This window comes from Nitrosospira multiformis, from assembly GCF_900111585.1.
Lineage (GTDB): Bacteria > Pseudomonadota > Gammaproteobacteria > Burkholderiales > Nitrosomonadaceae > Nitrosospira > Nitrosospira multiformis_B.
Genome location: NZ_FOHI01000008.1, coordinates 71,483 through 98,345, shown reverse-complemented (window position 1 = coordinate 98,345; position 26,863 = coordinate 71,483). Strand labels below are relative to the sequence as shown.

Genomic DNA, 26,863 nt, shown 5'->3' with positions numbered 1-26,863 from the left:
GCTTTTAGCGCGTTACACGCTAACTTGACGGATACCCGCATCAATAGAAGAGGAAATCACCTCCATCATGAAACGAGATACGAGCGGCAGACATGTTTGAAAAAATACTGATAGCAAACCGCGGCGAGATTGCCTTGCGGATACAACGTGCATGCCGTGAGATGGGTATCAAGACAGTAGCGGTGCACTCCCAGGCCGACGCCGAGGCAAAATATGTAAAACTCGCTGATGAGTCCGTATGCATCGGACCTCCTCCTTCGGCACAAAGCTACCTCAATATTCCCGCCATCATCAGTGCCGCCGAGGTCACTGACGCCGAAGCCATTCATCCGGGTTACGGATTTTTGTCGGAAAATGCCGATTTTGCCGAACGTGTAGAAAAAAGCGGCTTCGTCTTTATCGGCCCGCGGCCTGAGACGATTCGGCTGATGGGCGACAAGGTCAGTGCCAAGAACGCCATGAAAAAGGCTGGTGTGCCTTGTGTCCCGGGCTCGGACGGTGGTCTCCCCGAATCCGTGGACGAAATCAGAGCCATCGCTCGCGCCATCGGCTACCCTATCATTATCAAGGCCGCGGCAGGTGGAGGCGGTCGTGGCATGCGCGTGGTGCACACCGAAGCAGCGTTATCGAACGCGGTTATCATTACGCGCAACGAAGCTCAGGCCGCATTCGGCAACCCGACGGTCTACGCGGAAAAATATCTGGAGAACCCGCGCCACATCGAATTTCAGGTATTGGCGGATGAACATCGCAACGCCATCTATCTTGGGGAACGGGATTGCTCCACGCAGCGCCGCCATCAGAAAATTATCGAGGAAGCACCTGCCTTGGGCATTCCGCCGAGATTGCGCGACAGAATGGGAACCCGCTGCGTCGACGCATGCAAGCGCATCGGCTACCGGGGTGTGGGCACATTCGAGTTTCTGTTCGAAAAAAACGAATTCTATTTCATTGAAATGAATACACGCCTGCAAGTCGAGCATACCATTACCGAGGCCATCACCGGGATCGATCTGGTGCAAGCGCAGATCCGCGTGGCAGCCGGCGAAAAGCTCACTCTGAGGCAGCGCGACGTCGTGTTGAAGGGTCATGCCATCGAATGCCGTATCGCTGCCGAAGACCCGTACAAGCTCACCCCGTCGGCGGGGCGTATCACCCAGTATCATGCTCCTGGCGGTCCTGGCATTCGCGTGGATTCCCATATATATCATAACTATTTCGTGCCGCCCTATTACGATTCCATGATAGGCAAAATAATCGCGTATGGAGACAACCGCGATCAGGCGATAGCACGCATGCGTATCGCACTGTCGGAAATGGTTATCGGCGGCATCAAAACCAATACGCCGCTCCACCTTGACCTGTTGTCCGATGCCGCTTTTCTGAATGGCGGCACGAGCATCCATTATCTCGAGCAAAAGCTCGCCAATTACAATAATAAGTCCGGCTGAAGCTCTATCGGCCTCACTACTGAAACTTCAGTAACGGACGGAGAGTTTTTGAGGTAGGAGTTTTTCGGGAAACGGGCCTGGAACGTTCTGCCCGCCTGCTTAGGCAGCCAAGTGCGAGGTACGTACCATCATGCCCTGGATTTCTGTCATCATAAAAATGGACAGCATGCATGTCGAGGCGCTAAGCGATGCAATGCTGGCTTTGGGTGCGCTGTCAACCGACATCCATGATTCCGCAGCCGGGACCGAGCATGAGCAACCCCTGTTTGGCGAACCAGGGGAGCCCATCGCAGACATCTGGCTTGCACCGGAACTTACCGCGCTATTCAAGGGGGACACCGATATTTCCACCGTAATGCGCGCTGCGGCCGAAGCGGTCGGCCTGCCTGCCCCTCCGATCCATCGGATCGAGTATGTGGAAGAGCAGGATTGGGTACGGGTAACCCAGTCGCAGTTCAATCCGATCCGCATATCCTCGCGCTTGTGGGTCGTGCCGAGCTGGCATGAAACACCCGATCCGAATGCCATCAACCTGATCCTCGATCCCGGACTCGCCTTTGGAACAGGAACTCATCCTTCTACGCAGCTATGCCTTGAATGGCTTGACGAAAATCTCGGAGGAGGCGAAGATGTTCTTGATTACGGTTGTGGTTCAGGCATATTGGCAATTGCCGCGCTCAAGATGGGCGCCCGCCATGTTGTCGGAATCGACATAGATCCGCAAGCGGTGGAAGCAAGCCGCCAGAACGCAAGGCTTAACCAGTGCGCAGAAACCGAAATAGCGTTTCATACGCAGATGGTGGGTCAGGCGGGCATAGAACGGGGAGGCTGGGCGGATGTGATTGTCGCCAATATCCTTGCCAATCCGCTTATCATGCTGGCTCCCATATTAACGCATGCTGCCCGATCGGGAGGACGCATTGTGCTATCCGGTATACTCGCGGAACAGGCAGAAGAGGTGATGCAAGCTTATCGGCAATCACATGATATGCATATTGCACGAAATCGTGAGGGATGGGTCTTGCTGGCAGGTACGAGAAAATGAACAGATTAAACAAAAACCAGAACCGGTATGGCACTTGTAACTCGATGTCCTAACTGCTTAACGGTCTTTCGCGTCACACCCCTGCATTTGCAGGCGCACGGGGGCGAAGTGCGCTGCGGGCAGTGCAACCACATATTTAATGGTTTCGCTGCGCTGCTGACCATGGAGGAGCCGGAAATCATAGAACCGGCGAAGACCGGGGAAGCGGCGAAAGCGTCGGAAAATACTTCACAGCTTTCCCCCGATGTAGCGATGCCTCATGCGGAAGCCCTGCAGGAGGGGGAAGTATCGGAGCCACCAGTTCCGAAACCCATCTCATCAGCACAAAATCCGGCGGGATCGCGCCCAGCAGAGCCGGCCAGCTCAGCACCTGTCAAGCCAGAGGCAGCAGAGGCTCGCGCTCCTGAAACGCCTGCAAGGGGGAAACCTGACGCCAGGGCCGCGAAAAAAGCAGACAAAGCACGGGACAGGCGGGTTGCGAGAGAAAAAATTCCGCAAACGGGTGACGCGATGTGTGCCGGATTGGAAGATGACATGCTGGATAATTATTTGCCGGAGCACTACGTTTCCAGGAGAGGGCAACTGCCGGAGATCACGGCTGCGTGGGCCGTTGCCAATCTTTTTATGCTCATCGTGCTCGTGGCGCAGATCATCTATGCATTTCGCAGTGACCTGGCGGTTCACATGCCGAGCACCAGACCCTTTCTGGAGCAATATTGCAAAGTTTTGCAATGTACTGTTTCTTTGCCGCCATCCACCGGTTCGGAAAATACAGCATCATCCGGGATGAGCGCGAGGCCGTCTATTGGTCTTGCTGCCTCCGCTGACAAGCAGTCATCTGTTTTCGGTCATTATCGCCGCGTCCACTCACCTTCCCCGACAGGGCGAGTTGGCTGACTTCGCCATTCCTCACTACCTGTCTCAGGCTCCTGCCCGCCCTCTGGCTACCCGATTTGGGGTAAAATCGATGTCCCGTTAAATTAGGTATTCCTCTTTTGGAAGATGGCGTCTGAAAGCCTGATCGAAATCGAAGGCCTGAATTTCTCTTATGGACAGCGTCCGATTCTCAAGGGAATCGACATGACGATGGGACGAGGGAAAGTCATTGCCATAATGGGGGGTAGCGGCAGCGGGAAAACAACCTTGTTGCGCCTCATCGGAGGCGCGGTGCGCCCGACTTCCGGCTATGTGAAAGTTGCAGGCCAGGTAGTGCATAAACTGAAGCGGGATGAGCTTTTTCGCATGCGTCGAAAAATGAGCATGCTATTTCAGTTCGGCGCATTGTTTACCGATCTCTCGGTATTCGACAACGTGGCTTTCCAGATGCGGGAACATACGGACTTGCCAGAGTCCATGATACGGGACCTTGTGTTAATGAAACTCCAGGCTGTGGGTTTGCGCGGCGCACACGAGTTGATGCCCAACCAGCTTTCCGGCGGCATGGCGCGCCGCGTCGCACTGGCGCGCTCGATTGCGCTTGATCCTCTGCTTATCATGTACGACGAGCCTTTCACCGGACTCGATCCCATTTCACTCACCGTGATCGGAAACCTGATTCGACGCCTGACCGATGCCTTAGGCATGACCTCCATCGTTGTAACTCACGACGTGCAGGAATCCTTGAAAATTGTCGACTACGTTTATTTCATCGCGGACGGAGTGATTGCAGCCCATGGTACGCCGGACGAGGTGCGCCGATCGGTTGCACCGTTTGTACATCAGTTTGTTCATGGGGAAGAAGACGGTCCCGTCTCGTTTCACTATCCCGCCGGACCCTATGCGCAGGATTTGAAACTGGAGGGCAGTTTTGCCTAGGCGTATCGTAACTGGTATCCAGAGCGTCGGTCATCGCGTCATAGACAGTATCTGGCGCCTGGGCTACGCCAGCCGTTTCTTCCTGCTGACCTTGATCAAGTCTGGCACCAGCCTGCACCGCTTCACCCTGGTGATACGGGAGCTTTATTTTACCGGGGTACAGTCGCTCATCATCATCCTCGTGTCAGGACTTTTTGTCGGCATGGTGCTCGGCTTGCAAGGCTTCGAAACTTTGCAGCGGTATGGGGCAGAATCTGCGGTAGGCACCATGGTGGCCTTGTCATTGTTACGCGAATTGGGACCGGTGGTATCGGCGTTGTTGTTCGCCAGCCGCGCCGGTTCGGCAATCACAGCGGAAATCGGCCTGATGAAAGCGACCGAGCAACTGGCGGCAATGGAAATGATGGCTGTAGATCCGATTGCGCGTGTAGTCGCGCCCCGGTTCTGGGCGGGCGTAATTTCAATGCCGTTGCTGGCGGCGCTGTTTTCAGCCATAGGCATCTATGGCGGCTATCTGGTGGCTGTCGTACTTATCGGAGTGGATGAAGGTTCGTTCTGGTCGCAAATGCAAAGTGCTGTCGATTTCCGCTACGACGTGGTCAACGGCATCATAAAAACCTGTGTTTTCGGCGTCGCGGTGACGGCAATCGCGGTGTTTGAGGGGTATGATGCGGCGCCCACGGCCGAAGGGGTATCCGGTGCGACAACCCGCACCGTGGTGACTTCTTCACTCGCAATTCTTGGACTCGATTTTATCTTGACCTCGTTCATGTTCAGGGGAATGGGCTGATGCAGCGCGCAACAATGGATTTGTGGGTAGGACTGTTCGTCATGGCAGGTATCGGCGCATTGCTTGTGCTGGCGTTGAAAGTCGGCAATCTTGGCACTTATAGCGCGAATGACAGCTATCAGGTGACAGGCAACTTCGAAAACATCGGAGGGTTGAAAGTGCGGGCGCCGGTAAAGAGTGCCGGTGTCGTCGTCGGCCGGGTGACGGACATCCAGTTCAGCACAGAGACATATGACGCTCTGGTGATCATGAATATTGACACCCGTTATAAATTTCCCAAGGATACTTTTGCCAGCATTCTTACCTCCGGTTTGATCGGGGAGCAATATATCGGCCTGGCGGCCGGGGGTGATGAAGCGACGCTCAAGGATGGCGACACCATCATGAAAACCAATTCTGCCCTTGTTCTGGAAGAAATGATCGGGAAATTTTTGTTCAATAAAGCTTCAGAAGGAGGCAGCAATGAAAATTCCGGCAAGAACTAGAAAGGGCAGTAATAAGTCCAACGCCTGCGGCAGCGTCCGAATTTCACGGATAAGGGCCTGCAGGCAGGAAGCAGTTGATGCGGGCGCCGGAAGCGTCAACAGCCTAAGCATTTCGTGTGTTGAGCAGTCTAATCAAGCGAGGAAATCATGAAAAAATATCTTGGTATCTCAGGTCTGCTGGCAGCCTGGCTGGTTGCATTTCCTGCTGCCGCAGAAATCAGTCCTGATACGCTGGTGGATAACACCGCCCAGGAAGTATTGTCGATCGTTCGGCAGGATAAGGAACTGCGTGCGGGCAATATGGCCAAGATTCTTGATCTGGTCGAAGCCAAGGTTCTGCCGCATTTCAACTTCACCCGTATGACCCGGCTTGCCATGGGCAAGAACTGGAATAAGGCAACCCCACAGCAACAGGAGGAATTGGTGAAAGAGTTCCGCACCTTGTTGGTGAGGACTTACTCCAACGCCCTCAGTACCTACAGTGACTACAAGATCAAGGTTGAGCCGGTCAGGAGCAAGGCAGGGGACGTGGATACCACCGTCAAAACGAAAGTCATGCAGGATAGCGGGCAACCCGTGGATATCGACTACAGCATGGAAAAAACAGGGGATGGGTGGAAAGTCTACGATGTGACGGTGGCTGGCGTAAGCCTGGTCACAAATTACCGCAGCACGTTCAACAGCCAAGTGCGCGAAGGTGGTGTGGAAAAATTACTGAAAACCCTCGGGGACAAGAACCGCGCGCTGGCCGCTAACGATAAAAAAGCAGCTGGCGAATTAAAGACGGTAGCCACGCAGTAGCCGATGACAGCCACTGTCGTCCGGCGTGAAGGCGGGAAACTCAGCGTCGAAGGATCAATTACGATCGATAACGTCGTTTCGGTGGTTGCGAACGGCGTTGCTTTGTTTGACGGGGAAGAGGTGATAATCGATCTGGGGCGGGTTACCGAAGCCGATTCCGCTGCCGTCAGCTTGATGCTGGAATGGCGGCGCGAGGCAGCACGCCACCATCGCAAGATACGCTTTCTCAATATATCCCAGAATCTGCAGAGTCTCGTGCAACTGTACGGGGTATCCGAATTGATGAGCGGGGCATAATTCGCAGAAATCAGGCTGCCGCTTGCAGATCAGCTGTCGCCCAGGAATCGCGTAACGGCATGTTCCCTGCTCACCTGCACCCCGGCTTCTGGCGAATGCACTACAGTTTCGTTTTGGTTCCTTCCTACTTTACCTCCACATGACACCCGCCTTAGAAGTCGAGCAGATGCACAAACGTTATGGTGCACTGCGAGTTCTGGCGGGCATCGATCTCAAGATAGAGCCAGGCGAGTTTTTTGCCTTGCTGGGCCCCAACGGCGCGGGCAAGACCACGCTTATCAATATCATGGCAGGGCTCACGCGAGCAACCAGCGGCCGGGCGCGGGTAATGGGATACGATGTGGTTTCCCATTACCGCGAAGCGCGACGCATGTTGGGCGTGGTTCCCCAGGAGCTGGTTTTCGATCCATTTTTTACTGTGCGCGAAACACTGGTCATTCAATCGGGGTATTACGGATTGAAGAACAATGGCGCGTGGATAGAGGAAATCATCCATCACCTCGATCTCTCGGATAAAGCCGACACCAACATGCGAGCGCTGTCCGGGGGAATGAAGCGGCGCGTACTGGTAGCCCAGGCACTGGTGCACAAGCCACCGGTCATCGTGCTGGATGAGCCGACCGCGGGGGTGGATGTCGAGCTGCGCCAGGGACTCTGGCGCTTCATCAAGCAGCTGAATCGGGAAGGCCACACCATCGTATTGACCACTCATTATCTCGAGGAAGCGGAGGCGCTGTGCAGCCGCGTGGCAATGATGAAGCAAGGCAATGTCGTTGCCCTGGACAGCGTCAGAAACCTGATCAGCAGCGTATCGGGATGTTCTGTGCGGCTGCGGCTGTCGCCCGACACGCTGCCTCCGGCGCTACAGTCGCTAATGAGCAGCCGCGAAGAGGGTTGCTACATTCTGACCCTGGCGGAGTATTCCCAGATCGAGCAGGTCATGGCCGCGTTGCGCAAAGCAGCACTACAAGTGCTCGAGATGCAGGTGTTGCAGCCTGATCTGGAAGAGGTATTCATACGGATCATGGGCACACACAAAATCAGGCAGCCCGGAACCCTACCCATATGACCGGATTTCTTACACTACTCTACAAGGAGTTGCTGCGATTCTGGAAAGTCGGATTCCAGACGGTATTCGCGCCCATGGTATCCACCCTGCTATATCTCCTGATTTTTTCGCATGTGCTGGAAGAGCATGTACAGGCGTACCCCGGTGTTGCGTATACTGTTTTTCTCGTGCCTGGCCTGGTGATGATGGCGATGCTGCAAAACGCTTTCGCCAACTCCTCATCGAGCCTGATCCAGTCCAAGATCACCGGTAATCTGATTTTTATCCTGTTGTCGCCGCTTTCGTATCGCGAAATATTTTTCGCCTACGTCACTGCGTCGGTCGTGCGAGGTCTGGCAGTGGGCCTCGGGGTCTACCTGGTTACCCTGGTGTTCTTCGATGTGCCCCTGTCCTCGTTCCTCTGGGTGCTGATGTTTGCCTTGATGGGCAGCGCATTGCTGGGAGCTATCGGCGTCATTGCCGGTATCTGGGCGGAAAAATTCGATCAACTCGCCGCGTTTCAGAATTTTGTCATTCTGCCGCTGACGTTTTTATCCGGCGTGTTCTACACAATTCCCTCATTGCCACCCTTTTGGCAAGGCCTGTCTCACCTGAATCCGTTTTTCTACATGATCGATGGTTTCCGCTACGGTTTTTTCCACGCATCCGATATCTCACCCTATTTCAGTCTTGGCATTGTAGCCGCGTGCTTTGTGGCGGTATCATGGCTGACGCTGCAAATGCTCAAAAGAGGCTACAAGATCAGGCACTGATTGCGGTTTTTAGGTGGAACGGGATACATCCGTGCCCATTCTCGTTTTTATGGCAATTGCCAGCAACGTATATGAAAGTAAGGGAAACTACAGATGGTTACAGCGGACAGCATAAAAACTCATATCGAGACTTCCATGTCTTGCGAACTGGTGCATGTGGAAGGGGATGACGGCTACCATTTCAGCGCCCTCATCGTCAGCCCGGAATTCCGTGGAAAAAATATGGTGCAGCAGCACCAGCTGGTTTACCGGGCACTCGGCGACAGAATGAAACAGGAGATTCACGCACTGTCCATGAAAACCATGACGCCGGAGCAGTGGGCGGAAAGCAACCAGAACTGAGCTTCCCTGAGGCTGCGCAATGTGGATTCGAGAACAGAGACTCCCACCGGGTATCAGGCGGCAGGAGCCATGACCGCACGCAGCTTCTGCATGGCCTTGGCTTCGATCTGGCGAACACGCTCGGCGGATACCCCCAACTCATCGGCGAGCTCATGCAGCGTTGCCGTGTCTTTTTCCCGCAGCCAGCGGGCCTCGATGATGTGGCGGCTGCGAGTATCCAGGCTCTTGAGCGCCTGCTCCAGTCCTTCACCCCGCAGACGCATGGTTTGCTCGTCCTCCAGCACGTGCGAGGGTTCGGAACCATCGGTCAGGTAAGCAATGGGGCTGAAGGTTTCCTCATCGTCGTCTTCCGACAGGGGTTCGAGTGAAATATCGCGGCCGCTGAAGCGGGTTTCCATTTCCACCACTTCTTCGGGTTTCACACCCAGTTGTTCTGCAACCTCCGCAACTTCCTCCTGGCTCATGGTATCGAGAGCCTGTTTCATGCTGCGCAAATTGAAAAAGAGCTTGCGCTGAGCCTTTGTCGTGGCAATTTTAACCAGCCGCCAGTTGCGCAGTATGAATTCGTGGATTTCAGCCTTGATCCAGTGTACTGCAAATGAAACCAGCCGGACGCCGCGCTCAGGGTCAAAGCGCTTAACGGCTTTCATCAATCCGATATTTCCTTCCTGTATCAGGTCAGCCTGAGGCAAGCCATAGCCTTTGTAACCCCGCGCGATGGCGACGACTAGGCGCAGATGCGACAGCACGAGTTGGCGCGCAGCATCTATGCTGCCTTCATCACGCAGCGATCGGGCCAGTTGCAGTTCCTCTTCCTGAGTAAGAATGCGGAACTGATTGACGGACTGAATGTAGCTTTCGAGGCTGTCTGCTGAAGGTACAGTTAAAGCGAAAGTCATTTATCCTCCTTGGTTTCCTGTGAACGTTAACCTTTTTCCGTTAACCGTTAAGAGCGTCAACATTTTTGAAAGTTCCCCCCCGCTATCCATTGCAAAATGCCTTAACCTTATGAATTATCGGGGTTCTATTTTCAGAAGATGACTAACGACAGACAACCAGGCGCCGAGCCAGCCAAGGCCAGCCGAAAACAGAAACATGATCAGGCTATCTCCCATGGAAAGATGATAAAGGCGGAAATCCGTTTCATACAATTGCATGAGATGCTTTACTGGCTCGTCAGTGAGGTGGATCCCCAGAGAGATGATGAGCCATGCCACGATGCCGCCTACCAGTCCCTGTATTGTCCCGAAATATAAAAAAGGGCGACAGATAAAGCCGTTGGTTGCGCCAATCAGCTTTGCCACTTCTATTTCGTCCCGCATGGTCAGGATCTGGAGGCGTATGGTGTTGAATACAACAGCGATGACCAGAAGGCTGAGCAGCACGCTGAGCATCCAGGCCGCAAGCCGCCCCAGTTTGAGCAGCGCATCCAGACGCTGCGTCCAGGCAGAGTCCAGTTGCACATGTTCGACCTGCCGGAGTTCCGACAAGGCCCTGCTCAATGTTTTCAGTGTCTCTGTTGAGACATCCTTGGCGGTAACAACGAACGCATCCGGCAGCGGGTTTCCTTCGAGGCCATCCATCACTCCGGCCAGTCCGGGGCTCTCCTTGAACTGCTCGAGGGCGCTGGCCTTGGGAATGAACCTGAAACTCGCTACGTGCGGATTTTCTTTCAGAAAAGATTCAGTTTTGCCTACCTCACTCTGAGTCGCATTCAGTTTTAAAAAAAGACTCAACTGAGGACCGCTCGAAAACTGGCCGGAAAGTGTCTCGACATTCTCGAGAAACACATAAATTCCTGCTGGCAGACTGAAGGCAATACCAATCACTCCCAGGGTCAGCAGTGTGCTGAACGGGATCAAGGCCAGCCGCTTGAAGGCGAGCGCCAAAGCATGCCAGTGATACGAAAGCCAGATGTTCATCCAGTCAACTCGCCGTGACTGAGAGTGAGAATACGTTGCGGGGTGCCACCGAGCAGTTCAACGTCGTGGGTAGATATAAGTACGGTAACGCCTACCTGATGAAAAGATTTGAAAATAGCCATGATATCCTTTGCATACTCCATATCCAGATTGCTCGTTGGCTCATCGGCGATGAGTATCGAAGGCCTGCTGACAATGGCGCGCGCGATGCACAGCCGCTGCTGTTCTCCACCCGAAAGCGTGATGGGACGCGCTTTCTCCTTATCCAGCAGTCCCACCTTATCGAGCGCGGCGCGCACCCGCCTGACAGCCGCTTTCGACTCGAAACCGCTGATCTGCAGGGGAAGCAGAACATTCTCAAAAACGCTGCGGTCGAACAGCAGCTTCTGATCCTGAAACACCAATCCGAAGTTGCGGCGCAGGAAAGGAACAGCGGCGTCATTGAGTCTGCCGACATCCTGGCCATTGACGATAACGCTGCCGGTGGTGGAACGCTCGATCGCGGCAATGAGCCGCAGCAACGTCGTCTTCCCCGCTCCCGAATGGCCGTGGATCAAGGCCATCTCGCCTGTTTCTACTGTGAAACTGACATTCCGGAGTGCCTCGAAACCGTTGGGGTAGCGCTTGGAAACCTCACTGAAGCTGATCATTTATTGGTACGGCGAGCTGGGCGAGTCAACTTCATCTCAACTCCATCCTTTTCGTATATTCCCTCAATCAAACAACGCCCCGACAAATTCGCGTGCGACGAAAGGCCTCAAATCGTCCAGACCCTCGCCTACACCGATAAACCGGACCGGCAACGGGACCTTTTGCTGGCGTTGGCGCGCGATGGCGGCAAGCACGCCTCCTTTTGCAGTTCCATCCAGCTTGGTGACAATAAGACCTGTCAGACCAAGGGCATCGTCGAATGCCTGTACCTGATTGACTGCATTCTGCCCGGTATTCGCATCCAGAACCAGTAACGTTTCGTGAGGCGCGCCGGGCTCGGTTTTGGCAATGACGCGCTTCACCTTTTTTATTTCCTCCATAAGGTGCAGTTGTGTGGCCAGCCTTCCGGCAGTGTCCGCCAGTACGATGTCGATGCCACGCGCTTTCGCCGCGTTGACGGCATCGAATATGACCGCCGCCGGATCACCTCTTTGTTGACCGTTGCTTTCCTGTGCAATCACCGCGACGCGATTGCGTTCCCCCCACGCCATCAGTTGCTCGCGCGCTGCGGCACGAAAGGTATCGCCCGCGGCGAGCAGCACGGACTTGCCCTGCAGTTGATAATAATGCGCGAGTTTTCCGATGGAAGTGGTTTTTCCAGCACCGTTCACCCCGGTCAGCATGATGATGAAAGGCTGGTGAGCGCTGGTATCGAGGGGTTGCGCAAGCGGCTCCAGCAGATCGACCAGCGCGTCCTGCAACGCATCTTTGAGCTGCGATGCATCCGTCAGACCGTTACGTTTGACTTTTCTGCGCAACTCCTCCAGCAGCCAGGTGGTGGCACTGACACCCGCATCCGCCGTGAGCAATATGGTTTCCATCTCCTCGTAGAGGTCTTCATCGATCGCTCCGCCACCGAAGAGACCCGAAAGGCGCTTGCCGAGATTGTCGCGCGTGCGGGATAGACCTTGCCGAACCCTTACTCCCCAATTCGAATTCGGGGGTTCGCTCGTCGTGGAATCATTTTTGGATTTGAAGAAACTTGCCATTCTGGTAGGCTGTCAGTATTTGAGACCTCGAAGTAAATCTCACGCAAATCTTATTCTGGATTTTATTCTGTTTATCCGGATTCAGGTATTAATTAAAAAAGAAGATGACTTATCCGTGTTTTCGCTTTTTGCCGACTTGCCTATGGGCAGCTCTCGTAATCCCCATCTCGCTGTTCTCCTCCACCGCTCTTGCCAGCACGCATGAATTCACTCTGGGTAACGGCTTGAGGCTCATCGTTAAGGAAGATCATCGTTCCCCCGTCGTCATCTCGCAAATCTGGTACAAGGCCGGGAGCATCGACGAGGTAAACGGCAGGACTGGGGTCGCCCACGTGCTTGAACACATGATGTTCAAGGGCACGAAGAAAGTACCAGGCGGCGAGTTTTCCCGCCTTATCGCAGCGGCGGGGGGACGTGAAAACGCTTTCACGGGACAGGATTATACGGCCTATTTTCAGCAATTGCATAAATCCCGGCTGCCGCTGGCGATGGAACTGGAATCGGACAGGATGCGCAATCTGGTGCTGACAGAAGAGGAGTTTTCCAAGGAAATCAAGGTCGTGATGGAAGAACGGCGGTTACGTACGGATGATCAGGCGCGTGCACTGGTACATGAGACACTTATGGCGACCTCCTATCAGTCGCACCCTTATCGGCATCCGGTGATAGGCTGGATGAACGATCTGCAGAATATGACTGTGGAGGACGCTCGGCAATGGTATGAACGCTGGTATGCGCCCAACAATGCTGTGCTTGTGGTGGTCGGGGATGTAGACCCCCGGCAGACCTTCAATCTGGCGCGAAAATACTATGGACAGATAAAGGCGAAGCCCGTGCTGTCCCTGGATCAACGCAAGCCCCAGATCGAGCCGAAGCAGCTCGGCGTCAAGCGGCTGACGGTAAAAGCGCCGGCGCAGCTGCCCTACGTTGCAATGGCTTATCATGCTCTATCGCTGAGCAAGCCGGAAACGGACTGGGAGCCGTACGCACTCGAAATGCTGGCGGGCGTGCTGGATGGGAACGAATCGGCGCGGCTCAATAAAGTCCTGGTGCGCGAGCAGCGCATCGCCAGCACGGCAGGAGCCAGCTATGATTCCACCACGCGGGGTCCCGCAGTGTTTTATCTCGATGGCACACCGAGCGAAGGCAAAACAGTGGTTGATGTGGAAGCGGCGTTGCGTGCCGAGATCGAAAAGCTCGTACGTGACGGTGTGACAGAGGAGGAGCTTGCGCGCGTGAAGGCACAGGTGGTAGCGGGACACGTTTTTCAGCTCGATTCCATGTTTTTCCAGGCAATGCAGATCGGCCAGCTCGAAAGTATAGGTTTGTCCTATCGCGATGTAGACACCATATTGCGTAAATTGCAGGCTGTTACCGCCGAACAGGTGCGCGAGGTGGCAAAAAAATACTTGAAGGACGATAATCTGACGATTGCAGTCCTTGATCCGCAGCCCCTGGAACAGAAAGCACCCGCGGCAGTACCGGCGGGGTTGCGACATTAAGCGGCGAGGTTGAGAGATGCTCCGTCACCTGTTTTTCCTTTTGCTGGGCTTTTATTCCCAATGGGCGTACGCTACTCTGCCAATCCAGTACTGGCAGGCAGACTCGGGTGCCCGCGTTTACTTCATTGAAAGCCGCGACTTGCCTATTCTTGATGTGAGTGTGGATTTCAGTGCGGGTAGCAGCACCGACACACCCGATAAATCAGGCCGCGCGGCGATGGCCCTGCATCTCGTGAATCTGGGAGCGGGAGGATTGACCGAAGATCAGCTCACCAAGGGGTTCGCTGATGTCGGCGCGCAACTGGGCGCCCATTTCGATCAGGATCGGGCGGGGATTACGCTCAGAACATTGAGCAGCGCGCGCGAGCGTAGCCGTGCACTGGAATTGTTCGGCAAGGTCATCCAGCACCCGGATTTTCCTGAATACGTCCTGGGGCGGGAAAAAGCGCGTGTAATTGCAGGGCTCAAGGAAGCGGATACCAAACCCGGCAATATTGCCGACCGATCGCTGATGAAAATGCTCTACGGTACCCATCCTTATGGACTGAGAGGTTCGGGTGAGATCGAGAGCGTGAGTAAACTGGGGCGTCAGGATATGATCGATTTTCACCGGTTTCGCTATACGGCGGGAGATGCGGTTGTGTCCATAATGGGAGATGTAAGCCGTGACGAAGCCGCAGCGATTGCCGAATCCCTGACCAGGGATCTGCCACGTGAGAGACGAGGACAAAGCATTCCGGAAGTGACGCCACCCGCACCGGGCACCCAGCGGATCGCCCATCCGGCTACCCAGAGTCATATCCAGCTCGCCTATCCCGGGATCAAACGCGATGATCCCGATTATTTTCCTCTCATTGTGGGGAATCACATCCTTGGCGGAGGCGGATTCACCTCACGCCTGATGGAGGAAATCCGCCAGAAACATGGGTTGGCCTACAGTGTTCACAGTTCGTTTACCCCCCTGAAAGAAGAAGGGCCCTTCGAGATCGCATTGCAAACCCAGAAAGAACAGTCTGAAGAAGCGCTTTCCATAACCCGGAAAGTCCTGGCTGATTTTATTGCCGGAGGACCAACGGAAAAAGAACTGATCGAAGCCAAAAAAAATATCATCGGCAGCTTCCCGCTGCGCATCGACAGTAACAAGAAGATACTCGGATACCTTGCCATGATCGGTTTTTACGATCTGCCCCTGACCTATCTGAATGATTACGTAAAGGCGGTATCGAAGGTAACCATTCCCCAGGTAACCCAGGCTTTCCAGCGACGCATCAATCCATCCGGCATGGTAACGGTGGTGGTGGGCCTTCCGGACACGAGTGGAAAGTAAAAAACTTTTTGCAAGCCGCTACCTCCTGACAGAAGTTTTTCTCTTTTTTCATTGCGCGCACGATGAAAAATAGAGTTCGAATCATAGGAGGTGAGTGGCGCAGCCGCATCCTGACTTTCCCGAATGATATGGACCTGCGTCCCACCCCTGACCGGGTTCGCGAGACGGTCTTCAATTGGTTAGGGCAGGATATGAGCCACAAGCGCTGCCTCGATCTGTTCGCAGGTAGCGGGGCAATGGGTTTCGAAGCAGCTTCGCGCGGAGCCGCGGAAGTCGTGATGGTGGAATCCAGCCCTGTGGTATTGAAAGCGCTTCAAGCCACAGCACAGAAACTGGGAGCAACGCGCATTGAGCTGGCGGGAGTCGATGCCCTGAATTTTATTGATTCCGATCTACGCCGCTTCGATGTGATATTTCTCGATCCACCCTATCGTCTCGATTTGTTGCCCAGGCTACTGCCCAAATTGCACGCGCATCTTGCCGCCGGAGGACTGGTCTATCTGGAAGACGATTGCCCTGCGGAGTTTGAGGGATGGGCGGTGTGGCGCAGGGGACATGCGGGAAAGGTGTGCTATCACTTGTTAAGCTCCACAATAAATTAAATGGATAAAGCGATATACCCCGGTACTTTCGATCCCATTACCCGGGGCCATGAAGATCTGGTAAGACGTGCCTCCGGTTTGTTCAGGGAGGTGGTGGTAGCGGTCGCTGCAAGCAGCGGAAAAAAACCATTCTTTACGCAGGATGAGCGGGTGGCGATGGTGCGCCAGGTGCTGATGGATTATCCCAACGTTAAAGTCATGCCGTTTTCAGGCTTGCTGATGGAGTTCGCGCAACAACAGCATGCCAGGGTAATCGTGCGCGGTTTGCGTGCTGTCTCGGATTTCGAATATGAATTCCAGATGGCAGGAATGAATCGTACGCTTTATCCGGACGTCGAGACTTTGTTTCTTACGCCCTCCGAGCAATACATGTTTATATCCGCCACTATCGTGCGCGAAATCGCTTTATTCGGCGGCAATATAGAAAAGTTCGTACATCCCCTTATTTCGACGCAACTTAGAATGAAGATCGAGTCGAAGGATAAATCATCGAGGTAGCCATGGCTTTAATGATCACCGATGAATGCATCAATTGCGACGTGTGCCAGCCGGAGTGCCCGAACAGTGCCATTTCGCCCGGCGAGGAGTACTATGAAATAAACCCTGATCTATGCACGGAATGCGTAGGACACCACGAAGAATCGCAATGCGTGGAAGTATGTCCTGTAGACTGCATCGTTCTCAACCCGGACATCGCTGAAACCCGAGAGCAGCTATACAAAAAATACCTTGATCTTACCGGGCAAGCGATTCAGGGGTAGCCGATAGCGAGCGAGAGAAGTAAAAGAGGGCGTGCCGTTCCCCCTTATCCTTCTTCCCTTCGCCCTGGACTTGTCAAAGGGTTGAATGGACGTAGTGCGGTAGGTGGATTGGGGGGAAGAATAGCCAGCAACCGGTTATTTCCGTGATGGAAATCCCTATTTCAAAACTGCTGGATTCCCTCTTTCGAGGGAATGACGAATGAGAAAGGTTGTTCAGGGCTGTGCTTGCCGGACAAGCTCCTCCGGAATAGGATAGCGCCTCGGTCCAAAAATGGCTGTACCGACCCGCACCATCGTTGCTCCTTCCTGAATGGCGAGTTCGAGGTCTTCCGACATCCCCATCGAGATGGTGTCCACATCATATCCGCTCTGCTTGAGCTGGTCGTAGGCTTCTTTCAGCATTTGAAACTGGCTGCGCTGCAAAGCGGTGAATTTGGTAAGCTCCGGGATTGCCATTACTCCCCGCAACCTTAATCGCGGCAATTCGGCAACATGCGCTGCCAGATCGGCTACCTCTTCCGGTGCCACACCGCTTTTGCTGTCTTCCCCGCTTACATTGACTTGCAAGCATATCTGAAGCGGTGGAAGCGCTTCGGGCCTGTCCTTCGACAAACGCTCGGCAATTTTTTTGCGGTCTACACTGTGCACCCACGCAAAGTTTTCTGCGATGCGTCGGGTCTTGTTGCTCTGTATAGGACCGATGAAATGCCACTCGATCGGTAAATCGTTAAGAGCCTCGATTTTAACCAGCGCTTCCTGCAAATAGTTTTCGCCGAAAATGGTTTGTCCTGCGACAAACGCTTCCCGCAAACGCTCTGCGGGATTGGTTTTGCTCGCGGCCAAAAGTGTGATTTCCCCAGCTTGCCGGCCTGCCTTCCCTGCGATCTCTGTGATATGGGCTCTTACTTTTTTCAATCCAGCCGCGACGGTTGATGTATTCGGTTCCAATTTTCTGCCTTTTACCAGCCGCTCCGGACAACTTGGTCCGTACGGGTGGAACGATAGTTGAGGGTGTGCGTGAGCATAGTAGAACTACTCATCCCTGGGGTCAAGAACGCTTCCCATTCGAATCTTCTCCAGGAATAGTCTGGCATGCTCATCAGTATACGATTCTGACATTTTCCATCTTGAAATGCGCGGTCAGAGATTGCAGCGCCGGCTCATGCAGGCGGATACGCCATGCATCGCCCAGTTCGAGCTCACAGGCGGCATTCTGGTTTCGGTAGACGATGCGCACAGGACAAACTTCGGCATTGACGCCGCTCGAATGACCGGCAGATCCTTTTTTTGTGCCGGCGCTACCGGCATCGAGCCGATAGGGCGCAAGCAGTTCTTTCAATCTGGTAGCGCTGGAGGATCCATTGCAATGTACCTCCACTCGCTTGGCGAAACGGGAGCGGGCGCTATCCAGATCATACAGCACATCGGCGGTTATCCGCAGTCCGTTTCCATACTCATCATCGCCCATCCTGTTACTGACTCTTGCTTCCGCGATCACAACCTGATCTTCCTTCAACCAGTTGCGGGCAGACTCGAACAGCTCGCTGTATGCAACCAGTTCCACCTGATGACTTCCGTCATCCAGCACGATCACGCCCATTCTGCCCCTCCGGGTTACCTGCGTGCGTATTGCATATACGATGCCTGCGAGGAGCTGTGGTTCCCGCTGAGGAACCAGCCGATTCAGTCGGGTGCGCACAAAATGATTCAATTCCTCCCTGTAGGCATTGAAGGGATGACCGCTCAAATAGAGCCCGAGGGCCAGTTTTTCATTTTTCAGCGTTTCCTTTTCCGGCCATACGGGCACCTTGACTAGGGCCGGACGCTCGATGACGCCCATTTCCTCCCCAAACAAGCTTACCTGGTTAACCGAGCGTTCCGCCTGCTCCGCCGATTCGAGGGCGATTCCAACCGATGCCAGCAAGGCTGCACGATGGTTGTCGATGGCATCGAATGCGCCCGCGCGTATAAGCGATTCCACCACGCGCCGATTAACAATACGTTTGTCTACCCGATGACAGAAATCGAACAAGTCGCTGAACGGCCCTTCCTGCTCACGAGCCTGAACGATAGCAGCTATTGCCGATTCTCCTGTTCCTTTTATTGCCCCCAGGCCATACCGTATGGTCTTCTCGTCTACCGGGACAAAGCGATAACTGGACAGGTTGATATCGGGAGGCAGGATAACCAGCCCATTGGCAATGCTGTCCTCAAAAAATATGTGTACCTTGTCTGTATCATCCATATCGGCGGACAAGGTAGCCGACATGAATTCAGATGGATAATGCGCTTTCAGGTAGGCGGTCTGGAAGGCTATCAGTGCATAAGCGGCTGCATGGGATTTATTGAATCCATAGCCGGCGAATTTTTCCATCAGGTCGAACAATTCAGCCGCGTCGCCCTCTGTCAGCCCATTCTTCACTGCTCCTGACACAAAGATATCGCGCTGCAAAGCCATTTCCTCGGGCTTTTTCTTGCCCATCGCCCGGCGCAGCAGATCGGCGCTGCCGAGACTGTACCCGCCTATCACCTGTGCGATCTGCATTACCTGTTCCTGATAAACCATGATCCCGTAGGTGGGCTCGAGTATCGGTTTCAGGCGAGGGTCGAGATATTCCACTACCCGCTTGCCATGCTTGCGTTCGATAAACTCCGGGATCAGCGACATCGGTCCGGGACGGTACAGGGCTACCAGGGCGATGATGTCTTCGAACCGGTCCGGCCTAGCTTTCTGCAAAAGGTCCTTCATGCCGCGTGATTCGAACTGGAAGATTCCCACCGCGTTGCCTTGTCGCATCAGTGCGTAGGTATCGGGGTCATCCAGCGGGAGGCTCTCAAGCGAGAACGATTGAGTTTCGGAACCGTTCTCTGTCTTGCCCGACTCGCGCTGCCTGATATACCGTACGCTCCAGTCGAGTATGGTTAAAGTCCTCAATCCTAGAAAATCGAACTTCACCAGGCCAATTTTCTCCACATCATCTTTATCAAGCTGGCTTACGACCGATTCTCCCCCGTCCGCGCAATATACGGGACAAAAATCGGTAATCTTTCCCGCGGCAATCAGCACGCCTCCCGCGTGCATGCCCACATTGCGCGTCAGTCCCTCCAGCCGTTCGGCCAACTCGAGCAGATTGCGAACCTCCTCCTCCGCTTCTGCCCGTTGATTCAATTGCGGCTCTTCCTCCCGCGCTTTTTTCAGGGTCATGCCCAGTTCGAAAGGAACCAGCTTTGCCAGTTGATCGACAAAGTTATAAGGCAGGTCCAGCACCCGACCCACATCCCTTACCACCGCCTTGGCCGCCATGGTGCCGAAAGTGGCGATCTGCGAAACGCTCTCGGCCCCGTATTTCTGTTTCACGTATTCGATGACATGTTCGCGCCCGTCCTGGCAGAAGTCGATATCGAAGTCGGGCATGGAGACGCGTTCGGGATTGAGAAAGCGCTCGAACAACAGATCATAGCGGAGCGGGTCCAGATCGGTAATGCCGAGGGAATAAGCAACCAGCGAACCCGCTCCGGAACCCCGTCCCGGTCCGACCGGCACATCGTTCTGCTTAGCCCAGTTGATAAAATCAGCCACGATCAGAAAATATCCGGCAAAACCCATTTGCACGATAGTATCGGCTTCGAAATCCAGGCGGGCGCGATACTTCGGCATCTCCGCAGCGCGTCGATCGGGATCAGGAAAAAGTGCTCGCATGCGTTTTTCCAGACCTGCGCCGGCCTGATTGCGCAAGTACAAATCCAGGCTTTCGTTATTCGGCGTCGGAAACTGGGGAAGGCGATTGGTTCCCAATTCCAGGGCAAGATTGCATCGCCTGGCAACTTCCACGGTATTGGCAAGTGCCGAAGGTATGTCGGCAAATAAAGCGCCCATTTCCGCCTGGGTTTTGAAATATTGCTCCTCGGTGCAATGCTTTGCCCGGCGGCGATCGCCCAGCACGTAGCCCTGCGAAATGCAGACCCGGGCCTCGTGGGCGCGGTAGTCTTCCGGATTCAGGTATTGCACCGGGTGCGTTGCCACCACGGGGATGCGCAAGGACGCCGCCAAAGCAAGGGAACGTTGCACCAGCGCTTCAGTGTTGGCGTGCCCTGCCCGTTGCACTTCGATATAAAAGCGACCGGAGAAGAGGTCCGCCCACTCTTGTGCAAGGGTACGGGCCTGATCCAGGTCGTTGTGTATAAGCGCCAGACCTATGTCGCCCAGATTGGCGCCTGACAGAGCAATCAGGCCTTCCGTTCCGAGGTCGCTGTCGCTTAACCAGGATTTCCTGATTTCCGCCCGCCCCCGATACTGATTTTCCCGGTAGGCGCGCGATAGCAGGCGGCACAGCGCGAGATAGCCGGGATAGGATTGACACAGCAGCAGTATTCGAGAGGATTTGTCCCGATCGATGTCGTTACTGATCCACACATCGCAGCCGACAATCGGCTTTAGTCCTTTATTGCGCGCCTCCTGGTAAAACTTGATGAGGCCGAACAGGTTCGAGAGATCGGTCAGAGCCAGGGCCGGCATTCCCTCGGCAACGGCTTTGGCCACTGCCTCGTCTATGCGGACGATGCCGTCTACTACGGAATACTCACTGTGCAACCGTAGATGAATAAACGTTGTCGGAGCAGACACTGGAGGACTGATGCGGTGAAAGGTTAGGGACTGTGGCAGTAAGCCGACTGGCGGGAAGCCGGCTAAATTTCATGGAGTATTTTACACCAGTTAACCCGCATTAAGGTCCCCGCCGAGGACAACAGTTTCTGATCGGGTGCCATTTCGGATTCCGAGCCGGGTACCAGCACGGCAGTATTTCTGAAGGGGGAAGTCTGGAAGGTGCGACGAAAAACTGCGACGAAAATCTGCGACGAAAATCGTGGTCAGGAAATCTGGGTTGCCGGCATTGCTTCGCCCGTTTGCAGGACGACCCGACTCCCTTGCTCGCCAAAAAAGCTGACGATTCTTTCCGGCAACCAGGTCAGCCTGCCGGGAAACGGAGAATCGAGGAAGCCTACATGTCCCCCCTCGTCCGGATATTCCAGGACGACCATGGAAGAAACATCTGCACCCGTGGGCAAGGCATGCGGCGGCATGAACGGGTCGTTGATCGCATTTACAATGAGGGTAGGCACCTCAATGTACTTGAGCCATGGTTTGCTGCTCGATTGATTCCAATAGTCCTCCGCATTACGAAAACCATGGAGCGGTGCGGTTACGAGATTATCGAACTCATACAGCGTAGTGCAGGCGCCGACTGCGGCCGGATCGAACAAATCCGGAAAGAGGTCAAGTTTTCCAACCGCCTTGCGCTTGAGCGTATCAAGAAAATGGCGGGTGTAGAGCAGATTGAAGCCGGAAGCGAGAGCATTTCCCGCCGCAGCAAGATCGAGGGGCACGGAAACGGCCACGACTCCATCGATCAACCGGCACGCCTGCCTGCCCTGCTCACCCAGCCATTTCAGCAGCGCGTTGCCTCCCAGCGACACCCCGACCGCATAAACCGAAGAGTGTTGCCTGCCGGACTGCCTTTCTCTGATGTTGATGCGTTCCAATATCCATTGGATCTCTGCCGAATCGCCCGCATGATAGGCACGTGGCAGCCGATTCGGTGAACCGGAGCAGCCCCGAAAATGTACCACTGCCGCGCGCCAGCCTATCTCGCGAAACAGGGTCATGGTGCTTACGACATAGTGGCTGTTCGAGCTTCCTTCGAGACCATGAAACAGCACTATCAGAGGCGCGTCCATCGCGCCCTCCAGCCAGTCGATGTCGATGAAATCCCCATCGTCCAGTTCCCAGCGCTCGCGCCGGTAGGGAATCGAAGGGCGGGCAAGAAAATAGGGATAGATGGTTTGGGCGTGTCCGCCCCGCAGCCACATCGGGGCGACATAAGGTCTTGCTGGTTGAATGGATATGGAGGAAAGGAATGTTTTCACATCAGGTCTTATGATTCTTGCCATCTCGGAATGACGGAACTGCCACGCTCGACACGTTTTAAATATAGCAATAAAAAAAGCCGGTGGTCCAGCTGAAGATTTCCTTGTGCTCCTGATCGTTGCTGCATCCCATTACAGACAAGAGTCCAGCTCCATGATCGACTGAAGGCGGGACGATCTGTATCGCACAGCGGGACAGCAGTACTATAATAGATGTACCTCCGCACTTCCATTTTGCAGTTGCCTATTTTGAAGTTGCCGGGACGCCGGGAAGAGAAACAATATTTCGTCCATCTCGGTTGATCTTCGTCCCTCAAGCCCCGCTGAACGACAAATCACGGATCTGAATCTTTAAGGAGCAGCATGAAAAACCTGTTTTTGTTATTGTTTTTGGCGGTTTTTTCCAGCACCGTTACCGCTAACGAAGAGGATTACAAGCTGTGTACGATAGGGGGTTATTTTTCAGGCACAAACGACAAATTCCTGAGCGGATTAGCCGCACATATTGCCGAAAAGAAGCACGTTTTTGGTGATCCCATTTGCGACGCGGCGTGGGCGAACGGTTACAGAGTCGGCGAAAAGCTAACGAAGACGGGAAAGATCAAGGACCCATCCGAGCGGGAGATTATCCAGCAGGCGACCGCATTCAGTTCAAAGATATACGAGACAATCAGTTCCCGCATAAAATTTTAGTGGCATCCGGTCCAGTTTCCATTTCCGCTATTCCTGTAAAAATCCGGACATAAGTAGGACTGCGCGGACATTCCCGCAACAAATTCAAGCTCAGCGCAAGATTTTTGTTTGCGCAAGGAATTTTTTCAATGACTCGCGCACTAAGACTGTGCGAGCGAAGTTTTTCGCACGCGTTTGCTGTCCCTGATAAAGCAGTACAGAGTCAGCAAGCAGGTTATATTCTTGACATCTAATCCGTACAGGAGGTAATCATGGAAATGGCAATTCTTGTAGCCGGTATAGGTGCGGTCGCTCTTTGGTTTTTTCTCAGCAAAGACGGACGGAAAGAATAAAAACCGGTTTTCCGTTTTCCTAGAATCTGAGCAGAGCTCTGGGAGTATGTATTTCCAACTGCATGGAACTCAGAGCAAGTGACTCAACGGCCGGTGTGCTTGTAACTCGCCCTCTGCGTGGGCATCAGGTGCGCCGGCTTCTTCATTTAGCGATGGCCTAGGTTACTGCCTTACTTGATCCGCCGCTCGCTATTATCCTCATTCCCGCAATTCTTCCACTTCGCCTCCCCATAAGTGCAGACTTACTTCGGCCCCTACACGCAATCACATTCACCAGTTGCGTTCATTGAGCATCGTTCACCGTGTTTCTCTCTGCCCTTTCCTCAAGGACCGTCCTCTTCCTCCTGATTATTTCATTTCTCATTTCATTGAATTGCTCGCGCATTTCATGCTCGATGAAAATCTTTCCCACTGCCGCAGGAATCCAGACTTTCGGAATGGCCTCAGTATGATGGATTACGCGAGTCTGCCCGCCGTCGTGAATCAGATAAGTAGTACCTTCCAATTTGCGCATGTTGCCACTGATGAGGTGCGTCAGTATTTTATGGTAAGGAAGCAATCTTACTTCCCGTGTTGACTCGAACGGATAGCGGATGGGGCCGTAAGTGGCAGTGCCGCTTTGGAAAATAGTAAATTTGTCTTCAAAAACACTGACAACCTTGCTTTCCTTCAAATTGGAGACAAAATCAGCCATACCGTCGAAGTCGGTGAGCACGTCCCAGACTTCCTGCTGGGTTGCTGACACAGCAAAACTAAGATCAATAATAATGCTTTCCCCGGCCATATTAACCTGAACTTCAATGTCCCTACCCGTGAGCGAATCTGCTGATGATCCTGCCATAAATGGCATTGACCACAGAAATAGCAAGAAGGAAGCGTTTCTCATGGGGTATTACAAGAGAAGAGACCGTTACCGTTTTGGGACGTGTTCGCCTGGATCGGAAAGTGGTTTAGCAAGTTTATTCTAGGCGGGTAAGTAAATGTTGCCGTATCGCGCTTATTGTCTGGCATCCTTAAAATTCGGAAAAATATCGGCAATAGAAACTCATTCCAGAGCACAAGGGAGTTGGCCGAGGTGATCAATATGCCCAGCTTAAAGAGTCCTGGCTGCTAGCGATGAACTGATATTGAAATACTGCCAAGGTTGGAAAGGGGTGCTGCCAACAACAAAAGCGCAAAGGCCGAATTGGCTTGAGGACTCAGCCGCGTCCAATTCGCGGCAGCCTCAAGTCAAAGCGGCCCTTGACTGGGCAATTGTAGATACCACGGCTCATCTTCGCAATCCCGAACCTTCGGGCGAGCTGGATGCCGGATGCAGGAGGTTGGAATAACCCTAGCGTCAATATAGAGAAGAGACAGGGAGTTATGTAAGGCCTTTACCTTATTGCAAGGCGTAACTATGAGAGCAGGTGAAATCATCAACCCTTAACCCTTGATACGTAAAGTCGAGAGCAGCTACATTCAGCCGACGAGCGACGGCGGCAACTGTGATATTTGAATCTTTCAGCATCGCTCTGGCTACTTGAAGGTCCTTGGCTGAAAGCCTGGCGGTCTCCCGCCCACACGTCCGCGTTTCCAGGCGGCTCTTAACCCTGCCATGATTCGCTCCTGGATAACGCCGCATTCGAATTCGGCCAAGGCTGCGAAAATATGAAAGACAAGTTTACCGCTGGGTGAACTGGTACCAATCGGGTCCTAGAGGGACTTAAATCCTATGTCTTGTTCCTGAAACGATTCGATGGTTTCAATAAGCTGCTTCATGGAACGGGCGGGGCGGCCAATCTTTCAAACCACCACGTGTCCCCCTTGTGCTGGCAGAAAGGAGTTTCCGCTTCTGTGCATGGATCAGGCTCTGCTCGTCACCTGCTTACGGCGCACGATAAAACCGACGAGTCCGAGGCCAACCATCAGCATAGTGTAGGTCTCTGGCTCGGGGATTACAGGGATCTCCGGTCCAGTAGCACCGGTAAACTCTGAAAAGTTTCTAATAGCCGTCTGGGAGTCATTTTCCCAGGAATGCCACCAACCATTCGTGCTGTTGGTAATGGATACCGGCAAAGATGTGAAACTAAATGAACCGGACTCTCCTGGCATGATTCCAAGCCCCGCACTATTCCGAATGTCGTACTCGACGGCATCCCCAGAACAGCAATTAAAATCCCACCCTGCGTTTGGTGCTTTCATGTCAGCCAGACCCAGACCCTCCCCACTTTGTATGCCGAGTTCGAAACCGGAGAATCCGTTGCTGGTACCTGGGTTAGGATCGTATGTGTGATTCGTTACATCATATTTCCAGAAGTATTTACTAAAGTCACCCAGGTAATTATCCTCCACAGTTACATTGATAGTGATAAGACCACCATAATTGTGCGAATTGGAAAGTACCGTTGCCGCTGATACAGTGCCAGACGCAATAAACGTCGCTACTACCGCACCCCCGATCTGCTTCGCTATACTCGATTTATACATGTTTCGACCCTCCCCAGAAAATAAGCAATGCCTTAGTACTATAGAACAAGGAGTGCGTAAAACAATGGATCTCTCGGACTATCCAATAGATCTCTAGGACTATTAGAGGGGTGGCTATGGACGAATTTCTCGCCTACTTCGCATTGGGAATGCAAAAGTGCGGGAAGATGGTATGAGTGGACAGTACTGTTGGAACTGGAGGGTGGAAGTCACGTGAATATTTACCTGATACGACAAGAAGAGAATGTGAGTGACGGCTCATTCGATAGCGCTGTTGTCATTGCAGACTCCGAGGAAGAGGCTCGGCTCATAGATCCGACCAGTGGAAGTGAATGGTACAAGAATGCATGGTGCGATCCCAAATTTGTAACAGTAGAGTTGTTAGGGAAGGCCGAAGGTTGGGTTGCAGGTGTAGTAACCGCCAGTTTCAATGGCCTGAGCAATGGCCAACTAGTGCGCAACGCACAGGCGCAGATCGCTCGAATTCTAATTCAACTGGAAAAGGACACGGGCTTCTTTGTTAATTCGATAGAAGTTAGAACAGAGAATATACCGAGGTCCGATGGCAGGCAAAATGAATACTGGAAGTCGGTAAGCATTGACGTGCGCCCCAGTCCTGGGACTGATTGGGAAGAAAAATGCTAGTTTCCCCCCTTTTGGAGACGCGCGATTTTCTGCTGGACGACGTAATTATTCACCTCGCCCTGTGCCAGTGCAAACCCCCTTATTCGAGTCAGTCTCCTTACACTTTTCATTGCAGTTTCCAAAGTACCTCATTTCCGC

The 26,863-nt window shown here is 53.6% G+C and carries 28 protein-coding genes; 18 read left to right on the top strand and 10 right to left on the bottom strand.

Features of this window, described 5'->3' with window-relative positions:
- Nucleotides 1-92: 92 nt before the first annotated feature.
- The 11 genes from accC (at nucleotide 93) to BMW46_RS12295 (ending at nucleotide 8,847) form a co-directional block, all read left to right on the top strand.
- Nucleotides 93-1,451 carry an acetyl-CoA carboxylase biotin carboxylase subunit gene (gene accC, locus BMW46_RS12345; protein ID WP_074708966.1) on the top strand — a complete coding sequence of 453 codons (1,359 nt, stop codon included), beginning with the start codon at nucleotides 93-95 and terminating at the stop codon, nucleotides 1,449-1,451.
- A 130-nt stretch (nucleotides 1,452-1,581) separates the two neighbouring features.
- Nucleotides 1,582-2,496 carry a 50S ribosomal protein L11 methyltransferase gene (gene prmA, locus BMW46_RS12340; RefSeq protein ID WP_074708965.1) on the top strand — a complete coding sequence of 305 codons (915 nt, stop codon included), beginning with the start codon at nucleotides 1,582-1,584 and terminating at the stop codon, nucleotides 2,494-2,496.
- A 27-nt stretch (nucleotides 2,497-2,523) separates the two neighbouring features.
- Nucleotides 2,524-3,393 (top strand): DUF3426 domain-containing protein, encoded by an 870-nt coding sequence (locus BMW46_RS12335; protein ID WP_074708964.1) that lies wholly within the window; start codon nucleotides 2,524-2,526, stop codon nucleotides 3,391-3,393.
- 105 nt (nucleotides 3,394-3,498) lie between these two features.
- Nucleotides 3,499-4,311: an ABC transporter ATP-binding protein gene (locus BMW46_RS12330; protein WP_074708963.1), complete on the top strand. Its 813-nt coding sequence runs from the start codon at nucleotides 3,499-3,501 to the stop codon at nucleotides 4,309-4,311.
- Nucleotides 4,304-5,101: a lipid asymmetry maintenance ABC transporter permease subunit MlaE gene (gene mlaE / locus BMW46_RS12325; RefSeq protein ID WP_074708962.1), complete on the top strand. Its 798-nt coding sequence runs from the start codon at nucleotides 4,304-4,306 to the stop codon at nucleotides 5,099-5,101. The genes BMW46_RS12330 and mlaE overlap by 8 nt, the downstream gene beginning before the upstream one ends.
- The gene (mlaD, locus tag BMW46_RS12320) at nucleotides 5,101-5,586 is read left to right on the top strand and encodes an outer membrane lipid asymmetry maintenance protein MlaD (protein WP_074708961.1); all 486 of its coding nucleotides are present in this window, start codon (nucleotides 5,101-5,103) and stop codon (nucleotides 5,584-5,586) included. The genes mlaE and mlaD overlap by 1 nt, the downstream gene beginning before the upstream one ends.
- A 147-nt stretch (nucleotides 5,587-5,733) precedes the next feature.
- Nucleotides 5,734-6,387, top strand: coding sequence for an MlaC/ttg2D family ABC transporter substrate-binding protein (locus tag BMW46_RS12315; RefSeq protein WP_074708960.1), 654 nt, complete (start codon nucleotides 5,734-5,736; stop codon nucleotides 6,385-6,387).
- Between the two features lie 3 nt (nucleotides 6,388-6,390).
- Nucleotides 6,391-6,684: an STAS domain-containing protein gene (locus tag BMW46_RS12310; protein ID WP_074708959.1), complete on the top strand. Its 294-nt coding sequence runs from the start codon at nucleotides 6,391-6,393 to the stop codon at nucleotides 6,682-6,684.
- A 139-nt stretch (nucleotides 6,685-6,823) separates the two neighbouring features.
- A complete protein-coding gene (locus BMW46_RS12305; RefSeq protein WP_074708958.1) occupies nucleotides 6,824-7,753 on the top strand; it encodes an ABC transporter ATP-binding protein in 930 nt (309 codons plus the stop codon).
- Nucleotides 7,750-8,505 (top strand): ABC transporter permease, encoded by a 756-nt coding sequence (locus BMW46_RS12300; protein ID WP_074708957.1) that lies wholly within the window; start codon nucleotides 7,750-7,752, stop codon nucleotides 8,503-8,505. The genes BMW46_RS12305 and BMW46_RS12300 overlap by 4 nt, the downstream gene beginning before the upstream one ends.
- Before the next feature lie 93 nt (nucleotides 8,506-8,598).
- On the top strand, nucleotides 8,599-8,847 hold the full coding sequence (locus BMW46_RS12295) for a BolA family protein (RefSeq protein WP_074708956.1): 249 nt from the start codon (nucleotides 8,599-8,601) through the stop codon (nucleotides 8,845-8,847).
- A gap of 53 nt (nucleotides 8,848-8,900) precedes the next feature.
- Here the strand turns inward: BMW46_RS12295 and rpoH are convergent, their stop codons facing one another.
- The 4 genes from rpoH to ftsY form a co-directional block, all read right to left on the bottom strand.
- On the bottom strand, nucleotides 8,901-9,746 hold the full coding sequence (gene rpoH, locus BMW46_RS12290; protein WP_074708955.1) for an RNA polymerase sigma factor RpoH: 846 nt from the start codon (nucleotides 9,744-9,746) through the stop codon (nucleotides 8,901-8,903).
- A 114-nt stretch (nucleotides 9,747-9,860) separates the two neighbouring features.
- The gene (gene ftsX, locus BMW46_RS12285; protein WP_074708954.1) at nucleotides 9,861-10,769 is read right to left on the bottom strand and encodes a permease-like cell division protein FtsX; all 909 of its coding nucleotides are present in this window, start codon (nucleotides 10,767-10,769) and stop codon (nucleotides 9,861-9,863) included.
- The gene (ftsE, locus tag BMW46_RS12280) at nucleotides 10,766-11,419 is read right to left on the bottom strand and encodes a cell division ATP-binding protein FtsE (protein WP_074708953.1); all 654 of its coding nucleotides are present in this window, start codon (nucleotides 11,417-11,419) and stop codon (nucleotides 10,766-10,768) included. Before ftsE ends, ftsX begins: the two co-directional genes overlap by 4 nt.
- Nucleotides 11,420-11,482: 63 nt before the next feature.
- Nucleotides 11,483-12,469, bottom strand: a complete 987-nt coding sequence (ftsY, locus tag BMW46_RS12275; protein ID WP_074708952.1) for a signal recognition particle-docking protein FtsY — start codon at nucleotides 12,467-12,469, stop codon at nucleotides 11,483-11,485.
- Nucleotides 12,470-12,573: 104 nt separating this feature from the next.
- Here ftsY and BMW46_RS12270 point away from each other — a divergent pair, with 104 nt between their 5' ends.
- From BMW46_RS12270 to BMW46_RS12250, 5 genes are all read left to right on the top strand, one after another.
- Nucleotides 12,574-13,971, top strand: a complete 1,398-nt coding sequence (locus tag BMW46_RS12270) for a M16 family metallopeptidase (RefSeq protein WP_074708951.1) — start codon at nucleotides 12,574-12,576, stop codon at nucleotides 13,969-13,971.
- 16 nt (nucleotides 13,972-13,987) lie between these two features.
- On the top strand, nucleotides 13,988-15,298 hold the full coding sequence (locus BMW46_RS12265; protein ID WP_074708950.1) for a M16 family metallopeptidase: 1,311 nt from the start codon (nucleotides 13,988-13,990) through the stop codon (nucleotides 15,296-15,298).
- 62 nt (nucleotides 15,299-15,360) lie between these two features.
- Complete coding sequence (gene rsmD, locus BMW46_RS12260; RefSeq protein ID WP_074708949.1) at nucleotides 15,361-15,900, top strand: 16S rRNA (guanine(966)-N(2))-methyltransferase RsmD; 540 nt, start codon at nucleotides 15,361-15,363, stop codon at nucleotides 15,898-15,900.
- Nucleotides 15,901-16,398, top strand: a complete 498-nt coding sequence (gene coaD, locus BMW46_RS12255; protein WP_074708948.1) for a pantetheine-phosphate adenylyltransferase — start codon at nucleotides 15,901-15,903, stop codon at nucleotides 16,396-16,398.
- 2 nt (nucleotides 16,399-16,400) lie between these two features.
- Nucleotides 16,401-16,661 carry a YfhL family 4Fe-4S dicluster ferredoxin gene (locus BMW46_RS12250; protein ID WP_074708947.1) on the top strand — a complete coding sequence of 87 codons (261 nt, stop codon included), beginning with the start codon at nucleotides 16,401-16,403 and terminating at the stop codon, nucleotides 16,659-16,661.
- A gap of 213 nt (nucleotides 16,662-16,874) precedes the next feature.
- Here the strand turns inward: BMW46_RS12250 and BMW46_RS12245 are convergent, their stop codons facing one another.
- The 3 genes from BMW46_RS12245 to BMW46_RS12235 form a co-directional block, all read right to left on the bottom strand.
- A complete protein-coding gene (locus BMW46_RS12245) occupies nucleotides 16,875-17,609 on the bottom strand; it encodes a YggS family pyridoxal phosphate-dependent enzyme (RefSeq protein WP_074708946.1) in 735 nt (244 codons plus the stop codon).
- A gap of 151 nt (nucleotides 17,610-17,760) precedes the next feature.
- Nucleotides 17,761-21,285, bottom strand: a complete 3,525-nt coding sequence (gene dnaE / locus BMW46_RS12240) for a DNA polymerase III subunit alpha (RefSeq protein WP_074708945.1) — start codon at nucleotides 21,283-21,285, stop codon at nucleotides 17,761-17,763.
- A 245-nt stretch (nucleotides 21,286-21,530) separates the two neighbouring features.
- Nucleotides 21,531-22,529, bottom strand: coding sequence for a YheT family hydrolase (locus BMW46_RS12235; RefSeq protein WP_177171088.1), 999 nt, complete (start codon nucleotides 22,527-22,529; stop codon nucleotides 21,531-21,533).
- 420 nt (nucleotides 22,530-22,949) lie between these two features.
- Between BMW46_RS12235 and BMW46_RS12230 the strand changes: the two genes are divergently transcribed.
- A complete protein-coding gene (locus tag BMW46_RS12230; RefSeq protein ID WP_011382008.1) occupies nucleotides 22,950-23,279 on the top strand; it encodes a hypothetical protein in 330 nt (109 codons plus the stop codon).
- 615 nt (nucleotides 23,280-23,894) lie between these two features.
- Here the strand turns inward: BMW46_RS12230 and BMW46_RS12225 are convergent.
- The 3 genes from BMW46_RS12225 to BMW46_RS12210 all read right to left on the bottom strand — a co-directional run bounded on the left by BMW46_RS12225 (nucleotide 23,895) and on the right by BMW46_RS12210 (nucleotide 26,080).
- Entirely contained in the window at nucleotides 23,895-24,497 is a 603-nt protein-coding gene (locus tag BMW46_RS12225) for an SRPBCC family protein (protein ID WP_256377057.1), read from the bottom strand.
- A gap of 632 nt (nucleotides 24,498-25,129) precedes the next feature.
- Nucleotides 25,130-25,300, bottom strand: coding sequence for a recombinase family protein (locus BMW46_RS15970; protein WP_143121463.1), 171 nt, complete (start codon nucleotides 25,298-25,300; stop codon nucleotides 25,130-25,132).
- A 156-nt stretch (nucleotides 25,301-25,456) separates the two neighbouring features.
- Nucleotides 25,457-26,080 (bottom strand): PEP-CTERM sorting domain-containing protein, encoded by a 624-nt coding sequence (locus BMW46_RS12210; protein ID WP_074708943.1) that lies wholly within the window; start codon nucleotides 26,078-26,080, stop codon nucleotides 25,457-25,459.
- 213 nt (nucleotides 26,081-26,293) lie between these two features.
- Here BMW46_RS12210 and BMW46_RS15405 point away from each other — a divergent pair, with 213 nt between their 5' ends.
- Nucleotides 26,294-26,725, top strand: a complete 432-nt coding sequence (locus BMW46_RS15405) for a hypothetical protein (protein WP_177171086.1) — start codon at nucleotides 26,294-26,296, stop codon at nucleotides 26,723-26,725.
- The last annotated feature ends 138 nt before the right edge of the window (nucleotides 26,726-26,863 follow it).